14 protein-coding genes and 1 pseudogene are annotated in these 15,243 nt (G+C 55.3%); 2 read left to right on the top strand and 13 right to left on the bottom strand.

Going from position 1 to position 15,243, the window contains the following annotated elements:
• Window positions 1–14: 14 nt before the first annotated feature.
• From AB4N82_RS24990 to AB4N82_RS24930, 13 genes and pseudogenes are all read right to left on the bottom strand, one after another.
• The gene (locus AB4N82_RS24990) at window positions 15–1,202 is read right to left on the bottom strand and encodes an STY4528 family pathogenicity island replication protein (RefSeq protein WP_460103477.1); all 1,188 of its coding nucleotides are present in this window, start codon (window positions 1,200–1,202) and stop codon (window positions 15–17) included.
• The gene (locus tag AB4N82_RS24985) at window positions 1,199–1,747 is read right to left on the bottom strand and encodes a DUF2857 domain-containing protein (RefSeq protein ID WP_068934431.1); all 549 of its coding nucleotides are present in this window, start codon (window positions 1,745–1,747) and stop codon (window positions 1,199–1,201) included. Before AB4N82_RS24985 ends, AB4N82_RS24990 begins: the two co-directional genes overlap by 4 nt.
• Window positions 1,744–3,327, bottom strand: coding sequence for a ParB family protein (locus AB4N82_RS24980; RefSeq protein WP_460103475.1), 1,584 nt, complete (start codon window positions 3,325–3,327; stop codon window positions 1,744–1,746). The genes AB4N82_RS24985 and AB4N82_RS24980 overlap by 4 nt, the downstream gene beginning before the upstream one ends.
• Before the next feature lie 306 nt (window positions 3,328–3,633).
• Window positions 3,634–4,476 (bottom strand): ParA family protein, encoded by an 843-nt coding sequence (locus tag AB4N82_RS24975; protein ID WP_034103278.1) that lies wholly within the window; start codon window positions 4,474–4,476, stop codon window positions 3,634–3,636.
• 4 nt (window positions 4,477–4,480) lie between these two features.
• Window positions 4,481–4,711, bottom strand: coding sequence for an AlpA family transcriptional regulator (locus AB4N82_RS24970; RefSeq protein WP_034103277.1), 231 nt, complete (start codon window positions 4,709–4,711; stop codon window positions 4,481–4,483).
• 112 nt (window positions 4,712–4,823) lie between these two features.
• The gene (locus tag AB4N82_RS24965; protein WP_460103472.1) at window positions 4,824–5,156 is read right to left on the bottom strand and encodes a protein kinase; all 333 of its coding nucleotides are present in this window, start codon (window positions 5,154–5,156) and stop codon (window positions 4,824–4,826) included.
• Window positions 5,157–5,226: 70 nt separating this feature from the next.
• Window positions 5,227–5,574 carry a hypothetical protein gene (locus tag AB4N82_RS24960; RefSeq protein WP_460103469.1) on the bottom strand — a complete coding sequence of 116 codons (348 nt, stop codon included), beginning with the start codon at window positions 5,572–5,574 and terminating at the stop codon, window positions 5,227–5,229.
• Window positions 5,575–5,943: 369 nt separating this feature from the next.
• Complete coding sequence (locus AB4N82_RS24955; RefSeq protein ID WP_460103466.1) at window positions 5,944–6,921, bottom strand: GlxA family transcriptional regulator; 978 nt, start codon at window positions 6,919–6,921, stop codon at window positions 5,944–5,946.
• 489 nt (window positions 6,922–7,410) lie between these two features.
• Complete coding sequence (locus AB4N82_RS24950; protein ID WP_460105167.1) at window positions 7,411–8,211, bottom strand: methyl-accepting chemotaxis protein; 801 nt, start codon at window positions 8,209–8,211, stop codon at window positions 7,411–7,413.
• A 57-nt stretch (window positions 8,212–8,268) separates the two neighbouring features.
• A pseudogene (locus AB4N82_RS24945) lies at window positions 8,269–9,186 on the bottom strand (HAMP domain-containing protein); the annotation flags it as partial.
• Window positions 9,187–9,370: 184 nt separating this feature from the next.
• Complete coding sequence (locus tag AB4N82_RS24940; protein WP_034103271.1) at window positions 9,371–10,477, bottom strand: NAD(P)/FAD-dependent oxidoreductase; 1,107 nt, start codon at window positions 10,475–10,477, stop codon at window positions 9,371–9,373.
• A 14-nt stretch (window positions 10,478–10,491) separates the two neighbouring features.
• A complete protein-coding gene (gabD, locus tag AB4N82_RS24935; protein ID WP_034103270.1) occupies window positions 10,492–11,943 on the bottom strand; it encodes an NADP-dependent succinate-semialdehyde dehydrogenase in 1,452 nt (483 codons plus the stop codon).
• 46 nt (window positions 11,944–11,989) lie between these two features.
• On the bottom strand, window positions 11,990–12,727 hold the full coding sequence (locus AB4N82_RS24930) for an SDR family NAD(P)-dependent oxidoreductase (RefSeq protein WP_034103269.1): 738 nt from the start codon (window positions 12,725–12,727) through the stop codon (window positions 11,990–11,992).
• Window positions 12,728–13,053: 326 nt separating this feature from the next.
• Here AB4N82_RS24930 and AB4N82_RS24925 point away from each other — a divergent pair, with 326 nt between their 5' ends.
• On the top strand, window positions 13,054–14,145 hold the full coding sequence (locus AB4N82_RS24925; protein WP_034103268.1) for an ABC transporter ATP-binding protein: 1,092 nt from the start codon (window positions 13,054–13,056) through the stop codon (window positions 14,143–14,145).
• 38 nt (window positions 14,146–14,183) lie between these two features.
• Window positions 14,184–15,212: an ABC transporter substrate-binding protein gene (locus tag AB4N82_RS24920; protein ID WP_052211074.1), complete on the top strand. Its 1,029-nt coding sequence runs from the start codon at window positions 14,184–14,186 to the stop codon at window positions 15,210–15,212.
• Window positions 15,213–15,243: the final 31 nt, after the last annotated feature.

Here is a 15,243-nt window from a genome sequence, read left to right as displayed (position 1 = left end):
CAGTGGCATCAAATCTACTGACGTCCAGGGCGTTTGCTACGCAGCTGGCGTAGTTCATCCAGGCACGCTTGGGCGAGGGCAGAGGCGGGTTCGCCCTTTTTCCTAAGTTGGCGCGGGGGAGCGGGTGGCGGCTCTGTCATGGGTAACGATTCAGCCTGACCTGCCCAAGGGCGGAAATCGTCTTTCAGCGCCCGCTGGATCAGGCCCATCAGATACGCCGCGGGTTTGCGGACGCTTCCTGCCGCACATCGCGCGCCCGCTTCGTTGAGCACCGCCTGCCGATCTGCTGGTTTCAACTTGTTCAGCGTCACGGTGACGGCCTGCCGCTCGCTCGGACTCAGGTGCAGCGGATCGGGCCAGTGCAGGTTATCCACTGCTGGGGTCGCGCGCGGTACAGTACATATACTTTCTGTTAATACAGTACAGGCGGCATTCGGATTCCGAACGGTGCCGGAAACATTGGCGTTCAGACCCGGTTCGGAATCCGAACGACGTCCCGCACGATTCCGAACGAGGTGGTCGCCACCCAGTTCGGAATCGTGCAGCGCTTCATCGGGCGCCTTATCCAATCGTTGTTTTGTCCAGTGGTCGCCCCAACTGTCGAGCCGGGTGGGGAGCCGACCCAAATCGATATTGGTGTCCTGACGAATTTCTTCCAAAACATGCCGAGCGACAATTCGCACAGCCTTGGTTGCATGATCGAGGGCGTGTCCGACCAGCTCCAGGTAATCCTGATCCAGCTCCATGGCTTCGGCGGGGGTTAACGGTTCATCGTGCAGTACGTACAGAGAACCTTGCAGGCGCCCGCTGAGCTGATCGCGGCCACGACTTACCAAGCTGAGCCAGCGGGTCAGCCGGAGCATCGTCAAAACGCGAGCGATGGTTTCACGAGAGGCTGACGCACCGTAGGGCACGCTCGACAAGTAAGGTTGCAGATCTTCATAGCGCGGTGTGACCACACCCTGGCCTTGCAGCATGAGTCGAAATACTTGCCATGCATTACGCTCCAATGGCGTCAGCCGACAATCCAGCAGCAAGCGACGCGGCACGACTTCGTGTGATTGGCCACTGAACAGGAAGCCAGCTTGCAGGGCCTGGTTGGAAGGATGTTCAGTGGTGGGGCGTGCGGGCCAACGTTCACTTAGTTGCTGGGTGCATTGCAGCAGAACACGCTGCCAGCGACTGGAAGGGGCAGTGTTCATGTTCCGTTGCTGTAATGGTCGATCTGCTGCCAAACGATGGTCAAGCTGATCTGTTGCTCCTCTGCCAACATCATCATGGCGTCGAGCTGATCCTCAGCACCGTCCTCAGCGCGTAGTTGGCACCAACGCTGCCAGAGCGCATGTTCCTGCGCTTCGCTCAAGTTCTGAGGGCGGCCCTTACGGGTTTCTATCTTGAGCAGACGTCGGCGCAGGGCGGTTTCCGAATGCGCCAAGCCGAAGTACTGATACATGATGGTACTGCTGGCACCGAGCTTGAGCGCTCGGTTGATCAGGCGCTCGTTCTGTTCGTCACGTTCGGCTTGGTCGATCAACCGATGCAACACCGGCGAATCAATCTTGACCTCAACCCAGGGGACGGTGGCATGGGCCAGGCGTGACAATGTGGTCGGTGGTAATGATTGCAGCAGGTAGATGTCCTCTTCACCCAGTCCGAGTGCTTTGCAGCGCTGCAGATTACCCAAACGCAACTCGTGAAGGACCTGGGTCAGCATGGCCTGATTGAGCACGTTGAAGGACAGGTTCATGGCAGCTCCCTTGGTGAATCGTTTTCAGGGGGGAGCGTTAAGTCGATCAGGCGCCGGGCTAAGCGAATGAGGCGATACAGTTTGATTAGCAGACCGTCCGGCAGTCGCTCCAGCCCTACGTCCATGGCGGGACGATCTGTCAGCGGGAGTTGATAGACCCCCAATAACAGCTGCCCGAACAGAGCTGAGGGCAATTGCTTGCGATCCTCCCAGTTCACTTCGTCTTGGGCACGCAGCAGGGCCAAGAGCAATAGGTGAACGCCGGCCGCACGAGGCGCAGCAAGATTAAGTTGCTCGATGTTCAGGTCAAAGCCCAGGCCATTTTTCTGGTCGATGATGCTCTTGGGATGTCCAGCATAGGCCGCCATTTCCCTAGTCAGGCCGGCAATGGCTAAACGCAGTTGTTCGGGGGTATCCAGTGTTGGTGCGATGATCCAGATGTCTTCGATCGGGCAGGTTGCGACGGTCTGTGCTGGTTCGGAGGCAGTGGCGCGATCAATCTGTTCGCGGATCTGCTGGACACGTGACGGAGGGCTGGCTGCTGATACCAGGGTCGTTTCGGGCAGCGTGAGCTGCTCCTCTCGCTCTGTTCCGATCTGCGTCCTGGTATCAGTTGATTTGGAATGCGGCTTGGAAGGGGGAGGCTCGGCCGCGGGCTCATCGACGGTCGTCAGAAGGTTGTTCTGGGGGGGCGTGACGACCACGCCGGGCGTCTGGATAACCCGTTGGGTATCGCCCAGCTCGAGGGCCAACATGCGGTAGGACTGTCCGAGTAAGCGGCTCATGCGTTCGAGCAGTTCATCTTGGACTCGCTCAAGATCAAATGACTCGGCGTCGGTATCAAATTGGCCCAAGGTGTCGAGCCAAAGCTCGGGAAAAGCGATGGCGTCGGTTGGATAACGATTCCAGGTTCTTTCAGCCTGGCTACGCAGACCAATTAGGCGTTCAATTTTTGGTTTCCCCAACCCGGCATACAGGGTTTGTGGAATGGCGGGCAATAAATGTTGAAGAGTGTCCAGCATCCGGCTGATGTGCGACTGTGAAATGGGGTAGCCCCCACCAGCTAGGCGTCGCGCCAGCTCACGTTGTGAGAGTGTTGCGCCATCTGATTCAAGCATGGTCTTGAGTTTGGCCACTGCCTGAGCACGCTCGATGAAGGTGAGCTGACCGTGCAGATCGCTTTCGGCCAGATGGCCGAGGAGGGCGCTGATTTCATCGGTCCAGGGACGGAACAGGCAATGGATGCGGAAGAAACGCTCGTCGCGGGTTTCCTGCCATAGCTCGCCGAGAATAGCCAAGCGTGTATTGCCGCCGTTGCGGATGATGAAGTGGGTTTCACCCGGGCGGCGGGTAATCGGTGGAGGTTGGTCCAGCCCGCGTTCACGGATAGAGGCCTTTATGTCGTCATAAAACGGATTACGGATGAAGCGCGGGTTGTGTTCGTAGGGCCGTAACTGCTCCAGAGTGATCAGCATAGGCGTATCAGTGAGTGGATCGGACAGCCGCTTCAGTTCTGGAGCGCGAGGGAAGTGGTCCTGGTGAAGTTTGTCGGTGATCTCCTCCTGGCTGAGCTTCTTCATTTGAATAGCCTCAGTTAACGCCGGTTACGCAAATGGTCACCGACCTCGAACTTAACGATCTCGGCTGTACCCGAACCTTCGACGTGCCCAGAAAGTTCCGCGAGAAAACGACTCATGGCCGAGCGCCCGCGCTCTAGGCGAAAGACCACGGTGCAGTATTCCTCGCTAGGTAGATGATCTTGTCGACTGGCGGGCTGAACGATGGTGGGAAACTGATCCAACAAAAGACTCCTCGCCAAACGCTGTTGGCCCTCAATGTTGATCGAACAGAATCTCCTCTCGAGAACTACGGCTTGGTGATTCATTTCATTGAGCCTCCGCGCGCTTGCTTACAGTAGAGATTGCTGTGTGCCATTCCGGGAACAATTCGATGGCCAGTGCTTGCATGGTTTCCAATGCCGATGGCGAGCGTCGTTTATGGGACCGGCGCGTCTCGATCCGGTGGGCTGGCAGACCGAGGGAGGCAGCATTGAGATACGCCACTGCGTCTGGAACTACGGTATCTAGCACCGAGATATTGGTAGCTCCAGCGAAGGTATCGCGCAGACCGCTCATGATCATCCTGGTGTCAATTCTAATGGCGTTCACCTGATTCAGTAGCAGTCGCAAGGAGGGTGGTGGAATGCCCATGTGGCGGAACGGTTCGAGTTCGCTGAGCAGCTTCAAGGTCCCACGGTGCAGTTCGCGGGCGGCGAGCATTTCCGGGGTAATGGGAGAAACGGCAAGATCGGAGGCTAGGATGGCCATTTCAAGCAGCACGCTACGTGCGCCTTGGGTGTCGATCAACAACAGGTCGTAACGGGGGCGGAAATGGTCGAGCACATTTCTCAGCCGTAATCGCCCATCCGCGGCGTGCAGCAGTAAAGTGATTAGTCGACCTTGATCGTCGTTGGAGAAGATCAGGTCGAGTCCGGCGACCGCCGTCGTGGAAATTATCTGCGTGGGATCTGTTTGGTTGAGCGCGATAAGTTCGTACGCACCGGCGATAGCCTCGTGATTCAAGGCGTAATAGCTGGAGAGGGTCGGTTGGCTATCCAGATCGAGCAGCAGGACGCGTAAGCCCGCATCCGCCAGCAGACCGCCAAGATTGGCTGTAACAGTGGTCTTTCCGACTCCGCCTTTGGTAGAAACCACCGTGACTACGCGCATGGCATCAGGCCTGTTGGTCCAAGCGATCAACGACCCACTGCTCTATCTCCAGCGAGTCCCAGCCCACAGCGCGCAATCCAATGCGTTTAGCCTGAGGAAATTTTCCTTCCTTCATCAGGTTGTAAATGTGCGCACGCTTGAAGCCGGTTTTTCGCTCCACCTCGTCACGCCGCATGATGTGACGCTCCACCTGCAGTTGAGGTGCTTCAACGATGGGTAAGGATTGGCTGGGCATGCTGGTCACTCCTGGCGCCGATTGGCGCGTAGTGGGAAGTGATCAGAATTGAATAACAAAAAATGGCCACGAGTCATTGCGCCGCAATAGGAATGCTTGCGGTGCAATTGCCTCATTGCATAAGGAGGCTTCGTTTACCGGCAGCAAACTTTTCGTCCAACGTACGTTTGGTTATTCCGGGAATATTTTTATGGTGAGCGGTTAGCGCGTCAACGATGGCTGCTTGCGAGCGGAAAACTGAAAACGGTTTTCCAGACGGGGATTCATTGAGAAAAAGATTGACCATCACTCCAATTATGTGTAGGTAAATGGATTCGCTACGATCGCTGACTTTGCTATTGGTCTTGAGCAAATTATGAATATTTTTTCTTTCTAGTCCGATGGCTTCCAGATCGCTAAGTAATTGCTCATGAGCTGCCTCCAAAGCCTTTAGCTTTACTTGCAATGCTTCTCGATCCGCTTGCAATTCTAAGTATGTGTTAATGCTGATACCTTCTTGCTGATTGGGAATCCTCTCAAAAAAGAAACGTTGGTCGTTGCTCGGGATAAAACCGCGACATCCAGATTTTTAGATCAATGTGGCGAACGGTTATATGGTCGAGTTCAACCGGAGTGCCCATGATCACAGGTGCGCCGAAACAACCATAGGCGAGCTCGCCGTGTCGAATAGCATCAAGAATTTTTTCGATATTCATATGTAGACATGGCCACTGCGGAAATTTTTCCTTGAGCTTGTTCGGGAATTGCTGCATTGCCTCGAGTATTTCAGTTTCATAATTCATTAAGTTGCACCAGCGCAATGCAGCTTCTACAGGTCTGTAAAATAGCTTTGCATCAGGGTTGTAGTCGTTGGTTGTATGCATGAAAAGTCACTCCCTTGGGTTGTTTTGCTCCATGAGTAGTGAGTACGTTGCTTTTACGCGTGCAGGTAGATAGTTACATGCGAATGTCGTCATCAATATTGCTGAAAATTATTCGTCATTCGGCAACCATGGGCCTAAGTGCTAACGGCGAATTTCCCGGTAAAAAAATTTAGTGAGAACAATGGATAATATAAGGAAAATTCTCGAGGAGAAATGACAAAATATTGATGGTTTCAGCCAAGGGGATAACTGGGCTTGGCCTACGGCTACCAATCTTTTAGCGCCTGGTATGGACGTATATCTTTTTGGTCGTTTTTCAGTTCGTCGTTTTAGAGAGGGCGATATGAGAGATTCTGAAATTTGAAAATATTACTGTGTTGATTTTAAATGTGAGCGAAATTTCTTAGGGGTAATGCCAAAGCGTCTTGCAAATTTTCGAATAAGCGTCGACTCGCTTCCCAGGCCGCAATGTTGGGCTATTGTTTTAAGTGGGCTGTTTGAGTATGCAAGTATGTCAAGGGCTGCTTCTAGCCGTATTATGTCTACCATTTTTCCTGGCGTCTTACCAGTTGATTCTGTGTATTTGCGTGTAAAGGTTCTTTCACTCATTTTCATAAAATTTGCGAGTGCTGGCACTGATAAGTTAGTGCTCAAATTCCCATGAATCCATGCATGCAAATCTGAGAATTGACTACTTTTTGATTGTAGATTAAGCAAAGAGCTAAATTGATTTTGATTTCCTGGGCGCTTGAGAAAAATTACCAGATGGCGTGCAATCTCAAGCGCGACTGAATACCCTAGGTCCTCCTCGACGATTGATAGCGCTAAGTCAATTCCTGATGCAATACCCGCGGATGTCCAAATGGGGCCATCATTGATATATATAGGTCCGCGTTGTATTAATGCTGAGGGGCAAATCTCCTCAAGTTCGTCATAGGCGGACCAGTGAGTAGTTACTTTTCGTCCATCTATTTTTCCCGCGCGGGCTAGTGCGAGTACTCCTGTGCCGACGGATATCAAACGCTCGGCTTTGTTCGCATGCTTTACAAAGTGGGTATGAAACCTAGGGTCTTTACAGAAATTCTGTATTCCTGGTCCTCCGGGTATGATTAAAGTGTGCGGAGTGGAAGTGTCTGGTTGTAAAGTTTCAGTCTCCATTGAGGTATGATTCCATACGTCAGTTTTTTTGTTTAATGCTAGTATTGAAATTGTATACGGTTCGTGCCCTAGGCGGGCTAAGCGATTGGCTGCCGAAAACACCTCGATCGGGCCTGCCATGTCAAGAAAATTTAGTCTCGGATGAATGAATAAGTGTACTGATTTAATATGCATAGATTCATGATGCATGATATTGAGCTCTCAAGTTCAAAGGTGCTACTCGCACCTAATCACCCTGATCAACAATGGAAAAGGAAGTTTTTAAAGCGCGGGCAGACCGTTTTACATTGAGTATTGGGCTACTTCGAGTATCTGTAGTGTCTAGCGCGCTTTTTGGTTGATATAATATTTTCGTTGTTGTGCTCAATCTCGTGGCGCTGTTGTGATTTAGAATGGAGGAATTAAGCGAATGGTTAATTTTTTCATCAGAAAGAAACAGCATTAGATCTGCTGGTGCTTGGTTTGTTAATGATAATATGTTTGTTTGGGGTCCGAGTAGAGATAATCTGCACCATTGGTGGGTTGCTCTTTGGCATTATTACGCCTATGCAAGGTGCAACTGAAATGATCGTTCTACGGCAAGTCCTGAGGTGACATGAACGTCTTGCCAGTAATTAACCAGGATCTGGGCGTTAGGTGTGATCATTGTCGCAGCCGAAATTCCTAAGGCTGAATTGTTCAGACACGAAAAGAACCAACGAGCTGAGACAGACCGGAGAACTGCAACCGCAGTTGTTCACAGGCCGTCAGTGTGGCATTCAGGCTGTCGACGGATTGGCCGTTGAGCGTATTGATTTCAACGATGTCGACGTTGAGCAACTCGATCACCGATGTCTGCTCCTCGGTCGCCGCCGCCACTGACTGGTTCACGCCATCGATGAGCGTGATGCCCTGGGTCACCGCATCAAAACGTTCACCGGCTTGCGTAGCGATCGAAATACTCTGCGCGCTGTACTGCTGGCTTTCATTCATGGTGGTCACGGATGAACGGGAGTCCGATTGAAGTTCTTCAATCATTTGCTGGATTTCCTCTGCCGAAGACTGTGTCCTGTGGGCAAGGCTTCGGACTTCATCGGCGACCACGGCGAAACCGCGGCCGGCTTCTCCAGCACGGGCGGCTTCGATGGCTGCGTTCAAAGCCAGCAGGTTGGTTTGCTGGGAGATGCTTTTGATGACTTCGAGGATCTTGCCGATATCGACAGTCCTGCCACTCAGGACTTCGAGCCGGCCGGAGGACGTGTGTATTTTTTCAGACAGTTCGCTGATCGCGGCAAGCGTCTTACTTAGGACGATCTGGCCTTCCATCGCCTGGGACTTCGCCGTTGACGCCTGCACGGAGGCGGAGGAGGCATTCCTGGCGATTTCCTGGGCGGTGGCGCCCAGTTCATTGAGCGAGGTGGCGATGCTGTTGCTGCGCTGGTTCTGTTCGTCGCAACTGCTCAGCGATACGATGGAACTGCTGTGCACCTGTTCGACCATCTGCTTCAAATGTCGAATGGTGGAGGCGACTTCGAGCATCGAGCGATGGATTCGCTCGACAAAGGTATTGAAGGATTGGGCGACGGTACCGAATTCGTCGCGGCTTTGCGCGGACAGGCGCAAGGTCAGGTCACCTTCACCCTCGGCGACTGTGTGCATCGCTTTGCCCAGGGTTCGCAGGGGCCTCATCAAGATGTGCATCAGGCTGCCGAGCAAGCCCACGATGATAGCGACGGTAATGAGCGTCGCGAACACGGCGGACCTGCGCAACTCGCCCAGGGCCGCATACGCCTTGTCGTGGTCGATGGAAATGCCGATGTACCATTGCGCGCCCGACAGCCCGCGAATCGGGGTGAAGCCTATGATCTGCTCATGGCCGTCGAGCATGACGGTGTTGAAGGGGTGCTCCAACCGGGGAGGGTGGTCGCCAAACACCTCAGGGAGGGTTTTCATCAAATGGTCGCGGTTTGGGCTGACCAGGATCTTGCCCTGGGCGTTCACCATAAAGGCATAGCCCAGCCCATTGAGGTCCAGGCCGCCGATCATTTTGGTCAAGGCATCCAGGCTAAGGTCACCGCTGGCGACGCCAATCAGTTTGCCATCGCTGTTCAACGGCGTATTGATTGAAAGCACCAGTTGATGGGTGGATTGGCTGACGTAGGGCTCGCTCAGGTTCAGGGTATTACTCGTCGCCGTATCTTTGTACCAGGGGCGGGTGCGTGGGTCGTATTGGTCGGGCAGGGCGGTCACCGGTTCCATGACCACGCTACCGTCGGCCAAGCCAATGAAGTTCTGCAGGAATTCACTCGCCAGTGCCTTTTGCGAGATCAACGCCTTGATATGTTCCGGGTGCGGATTCAGGGCGATGTTCTGGCTCAGGTTCTGAATCATCAGCAAGCGCCCTTCGAACCAGCTTTGCACATGGTTGGCGGTGCTTTGGCCGCTATCGTTCAAGCGCGCCTGCAGGGTGTTCATGATGTAGCGCTCTTGAAGCTGCAAGCTGTAAGTCGAAAAGGCTGCAAACGCCAGTGTGACGACCGAGACGGCGGCCAGCAGTATCTTATGACTGAATTTCATCGGCAATGCTCACCTGCAAGGAGAGGGGACGCGGCTTCGCCGACATGGTGGTGCGACTGTAGCCACTCTCGGGAAATACGCACTAAATATCAATTAGCTCGCGCACATGCTCGGCAATCGCCAGGCACGACGTCAGGCCCGGTGACTCAATGCCGAACAAATTGATCAGCCCCGGTACACCATGCTCGCGCTGGCTGCTGATCACAAAATCGCTGGCCGGCTCGCCCGGTGGCGAGATTTTTGGACGAATCCCGCTGTAGCCCGGTTGCAGACTGTTATCCGGCAAATCGGGCCAGTAGCTGCGGATGGCCGAATAGAAACCGTCCGCGCGTGCCGGATCGACCTGGTAGTCCTCGGTGTCGACCCATTCGGTGTCCGGGCCGAAGCGCGCCTGGCCACCCAGGTCGACCGTCATGTGCACGCCGAGACCATCTGCTTCCGGTGCCGGGTAGATCAGGTGCGTGAAGGGCACGCGCTTTGAAACGCTGAAGTAGCTGCCCTTGCACAAATAGTCGCGTGGCACCTTGTCTGGCGCCAACCCTTCGATGGATCTTGCCAGTGCCGGCGCATGAAGCCCCGCCGAATTGATCAGCCTGCGACAGGAGAGCTGTATGGGGGACTCCCCACCGATGTCCAGCAAGAAACCGTCCGCTGTGACTTTGGCTCCGATCAGTGGCGCGTGAAACGCGATACTGGTGCCGGCCGCTTCGGCATCTCCTTGCAGCGCCAGCATCAGCGCATGGGAGTCGACGATGCCGGTGGACGGCGAATACAACGCCGCGATGCATTCAAGCGCGGGCTCCAGTGCAGTGGCCTGGCTGCGATCAAGCAGGCGCAAATCATTCACACTGTTTTCAAGCCCACGCTTGAGCAAGCATTCCAGCTGAGCGACTTGCGCTTCCGTATTGGCAACGATCAACTTTCCGGTTCTGCGCGTATCGACCCCATGACTGAGACAGTACGCGTAGAGGGCATGTCGGCCCTCGACGCAGAATCGGGCTTTCAGGCTCCCGGGCGGGTAATAGATGCCCGCGTGGATAACCTCCGAGTTGCGCGAGCTCGTGCCGATACCGATTGCCTCGCCAGCTTCTATCACCAGCACTTCATGGCCGGCCCGGGCCATTTCGCGTGCCACGGCAAGCCCTACTACGCCAGCGCCTACGACTACGCAATCAATATCGACACTCACGTCACGACTCCTTCTCAGATGCCGCCCAGGCACATGTATTTGATTTCCAGATAATCATCGATGCCGTATTTGGAACCTTCACGACCCAGGCCGGACGCTTTCATACCGCCGAAAGGCGCGGTTTCAGTCGAGATAATCCCGGTGTTGATGCCGATGATCCCGTATTCAAGCGCTTCGGCCACGCGGAACACCCGCGACAGGTCGCGAGCGAAGAAATACGCCGCCAGGCCGAACTCGGTGTCATTGGCCTGTGCAACAACATCCGCTTCGCTGGTGAAGCGAAACAGCGGTGCCAAGGGGCCAAAGGTTTCTTCGCGTGCAACCAGGGCGGTCTTGGGCACGTCCACCATGATGGTCGGTTCGAAGAAGTTGCCGCCCAACGCATGGGGTTTGCCGCCCTGGATCACACGTGCACCCTGGGTGATTGCATCGGCAATATGTTCCTGAAGCTTCTGCACCGCTTTTTCATCGATCAGCGGGCCGGTCGTGGTGCCTTCGTCCAGGCCATTGCCCAGACGCAGCCTGGCGACGGCAGCCTGCAGTTTTTCGGCGAAGGCATCGTAGATGCTGTCGTGGATATACAGGCGGTTGGCGCACACGCAGGTTTGCCCGGCATTGCGGTATTTGGACGACATGGCGCCTTCGACGGCCGCATCCAGGTCCGCGTCTTCAAACACTATGAACGGCGAGTTTCCGCCGAGCTCAAGCGAAACCTTCTTGATGTCCTGGGCGCATTCGGCCATCAACTGACGACCAATCTCGGTCGAGCCGGTGAATGACAGTTTGCGAACAATCGGGTTGCTGGTCAGTTCTGCGCCGATTTGCGCCGCAGAACCGGTCACCACGCTGAGCACGCCGTCAGGAATGCCGGCGCGGGAGGCCAGTTCTGCCAGGGCCAAAGCGGAGAAAGGCGTCTGGCTCGCCGGTTTGATCACCATGGTACAGCCCGCGGCCAACGCCGGGCCCGCTTTGCGCGTGATCATGGCGCATGGGAAATTCCACGGTGTAATCGCGGCCGTCACGCCGATAGGCTGCTTGATCACCAGCAGGCGTTTGTCCGGTTGGTGGCCTGGAATGATGTCGCCATAGACGCGTTTGCCTTCCTCGGCAAACCATTCGATGAAGGATGCGGCGTAGGCGATTTCGCCTTTGGCTTCGGCCAGGGGTTTACCCTGTTCCAGCGTCATCAGGCAGGCCAGGTCGTCCTGGTTGGCGATGATCAGGTCGAACCAGCGGCGCAGTACGGTGGCGCGGTCCTTGGCGGTGCGTGCGCGCCAGGCCGGCAGTGCCTGTTCGGCGGCTTCGATGGCGCGGCGTGTTTCGGCGGCGCCCATTTTGGGTACCTGGCCGAGTATTTCGCCCGTCGCCGGATTGTTTACGTCCACGTGCTGTTCATTGTCCGCGTCGGTCCAGACGCCGGCTATATAGGCTTGTTGGCGGAACAGACGGCTATCACGCAATTTCATAAAAACTCCGGTTGGACGTTTTGCAAAAGGGAAAGGAATGACCCGCTCAAACGTGCTGGCCACCGTTGACCTGGATCTCTGCGCCATTGATGTAGGAGGCACCTGAGGTACACAGGAAATGAATGAGAGACGCCACTTCTTCCGGCTTGCCAAGCCGATGCATTGGAATGTTGCGTTCAACAATGTCCTGGGTGCCGGGGGAGAGGATCGACGTATCGATTTCCCCAGGGGCGATAGCATTCACCCGAATGCCGTGCTGCCCATAGTCGTAAGCCATTTCTCGAGTCAACGCGGATAAGGCTGCTTTCGACGTCGCATAAGCGACCCCGGCGAACGGGTGGACTCTTGAGCCTGCAATCGAGGTGACGTTGATGATGGTGCCTTGCGCCGCTTTCAGCTCAGCGAACAAACCCCGAGCGAGCAGCGCGGTGGAAAACAGGTTGACGTTGAAGACCTGCAGCCAGGTGGCATAGTCGGTTTCCAACACGCCGAGTCGGCCGCCTTGCGGTCCTTTAGGGCTCATGCCGGCGTTATCGACTAGTGCATGCAGCTTGCCGTCACCGAGTTTTTCTTTGATCAGGTCGATGCTGGCTTCAATGCTGCCAATGTCCTCGAGATCCAGATGGATGTGGTTCTCCTGACCGTCCGCCCAGGGACATTCGGTCGCCCAGCTTTGGCGGGAGGCGGTGAAAACGCGCCAGCCCGCTGCATTGAAGTGTTTGACCGTTGCATGCCCGATGCCTCTGCTGGCGCCTGTCAGCAGCAGGGTTTTTTTCTCACTCATGGGACGTCCTCAATCGGTGCGGGTTGTTGATGTTTGATGCATCATGTTTAAAAAAATCTGTACTGTCAACCGGTTCTTCTATGCTTCGCACGGCGCGCCTAAGCGGTGCGTACACGCCTTTCATTGCACCGTGCGAGTGCCAGGCCCCTTGGATGTTACGGCAGCGTTCAAGTGTTTTTCGCACCTAACATCTGTGGCCACGTTGGCACTCTTTATGCTGAAATTCTGAAATATAAAACATGATGCATCATCATTGAAGATGTGCTTAAAATGAAGCCGTGTAACCCTGAACGACATATCCAAAACAATAATAAGCAGGTGCAGCCATGAGCATTGCCCCCCCTTATGTACGCTTCAGAGGCGTGCAGAAGAGCTATGACGGCGAACAGTTGGTGGTCAAAAAGCTTGACCTCGACATCCAGCGGGGTGAGTTCCTTACCTTGCTCGGGCCTTCGGGCTCTGGAAAAACCACCAGCCTGATGATGCTGGCAGGCTTCGAAACGCCCACCGAAGGCGAAATTCTGCTCGACGGCAAGCCGTTACATACGGTGGCGCCGCATCAGCGTGGGATCGGCATGGTGTTTCAAAACTACGCACTGTTTCCCCACATGACGGTGGCGGGCAACCTCGCATTCCCTCTTAAAGTTAGGCGAATGAGTGCCGTCGATATCGACGTGAAGGTCAAGCGTGCTTTGGAAATGGTCCAGCTCGGTCACCTCGCGCAACGCTACCCGGCGCAGTTATCCGGTGGGCAACAGCAACGCATCGCACTGGCGCGTGCGCTGGTGTTCGAGCCCAGTCTGGTGCTGATGGATGAGCCCTTGGGGGCGCTGGATAAACAGCTGCGTGAACAGATGCAGTTGGAAATCCGACGCTTGCATCGCCAGTTGGGCTTGACCGTAGTGTTCGTCACCCATGATCAGGCGGAAGCCTTGACACTCTCTGACCGTGTCGCGGTTTTCAATGATGGTGTGATTCAGCAAATCGACACGCCCAAAGCGCTCTATGAGCACCCCAACAATTCTTTCGTGGCTCACTTCATCGGTGAAAACAACGCGCTGCCGGGGACGGTTGTTTCGGTTTCCGGTGCAGAGTGTCGCGTGCGCCTGGCGGATGGTTCCGAGGTCGGCGCCCGCGCCACGACTGTTCTGTCTGCCGGTGATTCCACATCGTTGTCGATCCGTCCTGAACGGGTCGGGCTGAACAAACCGTCCGCCAATAGCCTGCCGGGACGCATTGAGGAGCTGATTTATCTGGGCGATCACGTTCGGGTGCGGCTCAACGTTGTCGGGCACCAGGCGTTCACTGCAAAAGTCCCTATCGCTGAAATGCACGATGACTGGCTGACCGGTCATACGTTGCCTGTCGGCTGGTTCAGTCACGACGCCAGTGCGCTCGATCCATTGGCCCATTACTGAAAAAAGCGTTGCCCAAAACACTGCTGAGGAGCGTTCCCATGTTCAAGAAAATCGCGGTATTGGCGTTGATGGCTGGCGTAGCAAGCCAGGTGCAGGCTCAACAGCTCACGGTTGTGTCGTTCGGAGGGCTTAATAAGCAAGCCCAGGAGAAAGCGTTTTACCAACCGTTTTCCAAGGCGAACGACGTCAACATTGAGGCGGGTGAGTTCAACGGCGAGATGGCTAAGATCAAAGCCATGGTGGAGACCGGTCAGGTCGGCTGGGATGTGGTCGAGGTTGAAAGTCCGGAGTTGGTACGCGGGTGCAGCGAGGGGCTGTTCGAACCCTTGGACTGGGCAAAGCTGGGCGACAAGAGACAGCTGGTCGATTCGGCGGTGAGTGAGTGCGGGGCAGGCATTTTCATCTGGTCCACGGTGTTGGCTTACGATTCCAAAAAACTCGCCAGGGCCCCCATCGGTTGGGCGGATTTTTGGGATTTGAAGACCTATCCAGGCAAACGTGCGCTACGCAAAAGCGCGAAGTTTACCCTTGAAATTGCATTGTTGGCCGATGGCGTTTCCCAGGGCCAACTCTACAACGTGCTGGCCACGCCCGAGGGCGTCGACCGGGCCTTTAAAAAGCTCGATGAAATCAAGTCGAGTATCCAGTGGTGGGAAGCCGGCGCTCAACCGATGCAGTGGCTGGTTTCCGGCGACGTGGTCATGACCTCCGCCTATAACGGGCGCGTCACCGCAGCGCAGAAAGAAGGGCACCCGTTCTCGATCGTCTGGAATGGCAGTCTTTACGACCTGGATAGCTGGGCGATCGTCAAGGGGTCGAAGAACAAGGCGTTGGCCGAGCAGTTCATCGCATTCGCCAACCGTCCCGAGAACCAGAAAGTCTTCGCCGAAACCATTCCCTACGGGCCGACCAACACGCTGGCCATTGCGCAGATCGACGCCACGGTGCGCCCCGATTTGCCAACCGCTCCCGCTAACCTCAAAGGCGCACGCGGGGTAGATACCGATTTCTGGATCGAACACGGTGAAGAGCTGGAGCAACGCTTCAACGCCTGGGCGGCGAACTAATCAGCCACCACCGGCCTCATCTGTTTGAAGC

The organism is Pseudomonas sp. H1_D04 (assembly GCF_054683855.1).
This window is presented reverse-complemented; position numbering and strand designations above follow the sequence as displayed.

Coding starts and splice junctions, on each gene's coding strand:
- AB4N82_RS24920 (WP_052211074.1), top strand. CDS start 14,184: ATGTTCAAGAAAATCGCGGTATTGGCGTTGATGGCTGGCGTAGCAAGC.
- gabD (WP_034103270.1), bottom strand. CDS start 11,943: ATGAAATTGCGTGATAGCCGTCTGTTCCGCCAACAAGCCTATATAGCC.
- AB4N82_RS24980 (WP_460103475.1), bottom strand. CDS start 3,327: ATGAAGAAGCTCAGCCAGGAGGAGATCACCGACAAACTTCACCAGGAC.
- AB4N82_RS24960 (WP_460103469.1), bottom strand. CDS start 5,574: ATGCATACAACCAACGACTACAACCCTGATGCAAAGCTATTTTACAGA.
- AB4N82_RS24950 (WP_460105167.1), bottom strand. CDS start 8,211: ATGGTCGAACAGGTGCACAGCAGTTCCATCGTATCGCTGAGCAGTTGC.
- AB4N82_RS24990 (WP_460103477.1), bottom strand. CDS start 1,202: ATGAACACTGCCCCTTCCAGTCGCTGGCAGCGTGTTCTGCTGCAATGC.
- AB4N82_RS24985 (WP_068934431.1), bottom strand. CDS start 1,747: ATGAACCTGTCCTTCAACGTGCTCAATCAGGCCATGCTGACCCAGGTC.
- AB4N82_RS24970 (WP_034103277.1), bottom strand. CDS start 4,711: ATGCCCAGCCAATCCTTACCCATCGTTGAAGCACCTCAACTGCAGGTG.
- AB4N82_RS24975 (WP_034103278.1), bottom strand. CDS start 4,476: ATGCGCGTAGTCACGGTGGTTTCTACCAAAGGCGGAGTCGGAAAGACC.
- AB4N82_RS24930 (WP_034103269.1), bottom strand. CDS start 12,727: ATGAGTGAGAAAAAAACCCTGCTGCTGACAGGCGCCAGCAGAGGCATC.
- AB4N82_RS24925 (WP_034103268.1), top strand. CDS start 13,054: ATGAGCATTGCCCCCCCTTATGTACGCTTCAGAGGCGTGCAGAAGAGC.
- AB4N82_RS24955 (WP_460103466.1), bottom strand. CDS start 6,921: ATGCATCATGAATCTATGCATATTAAATCAGTACACTTATTCATTCAT.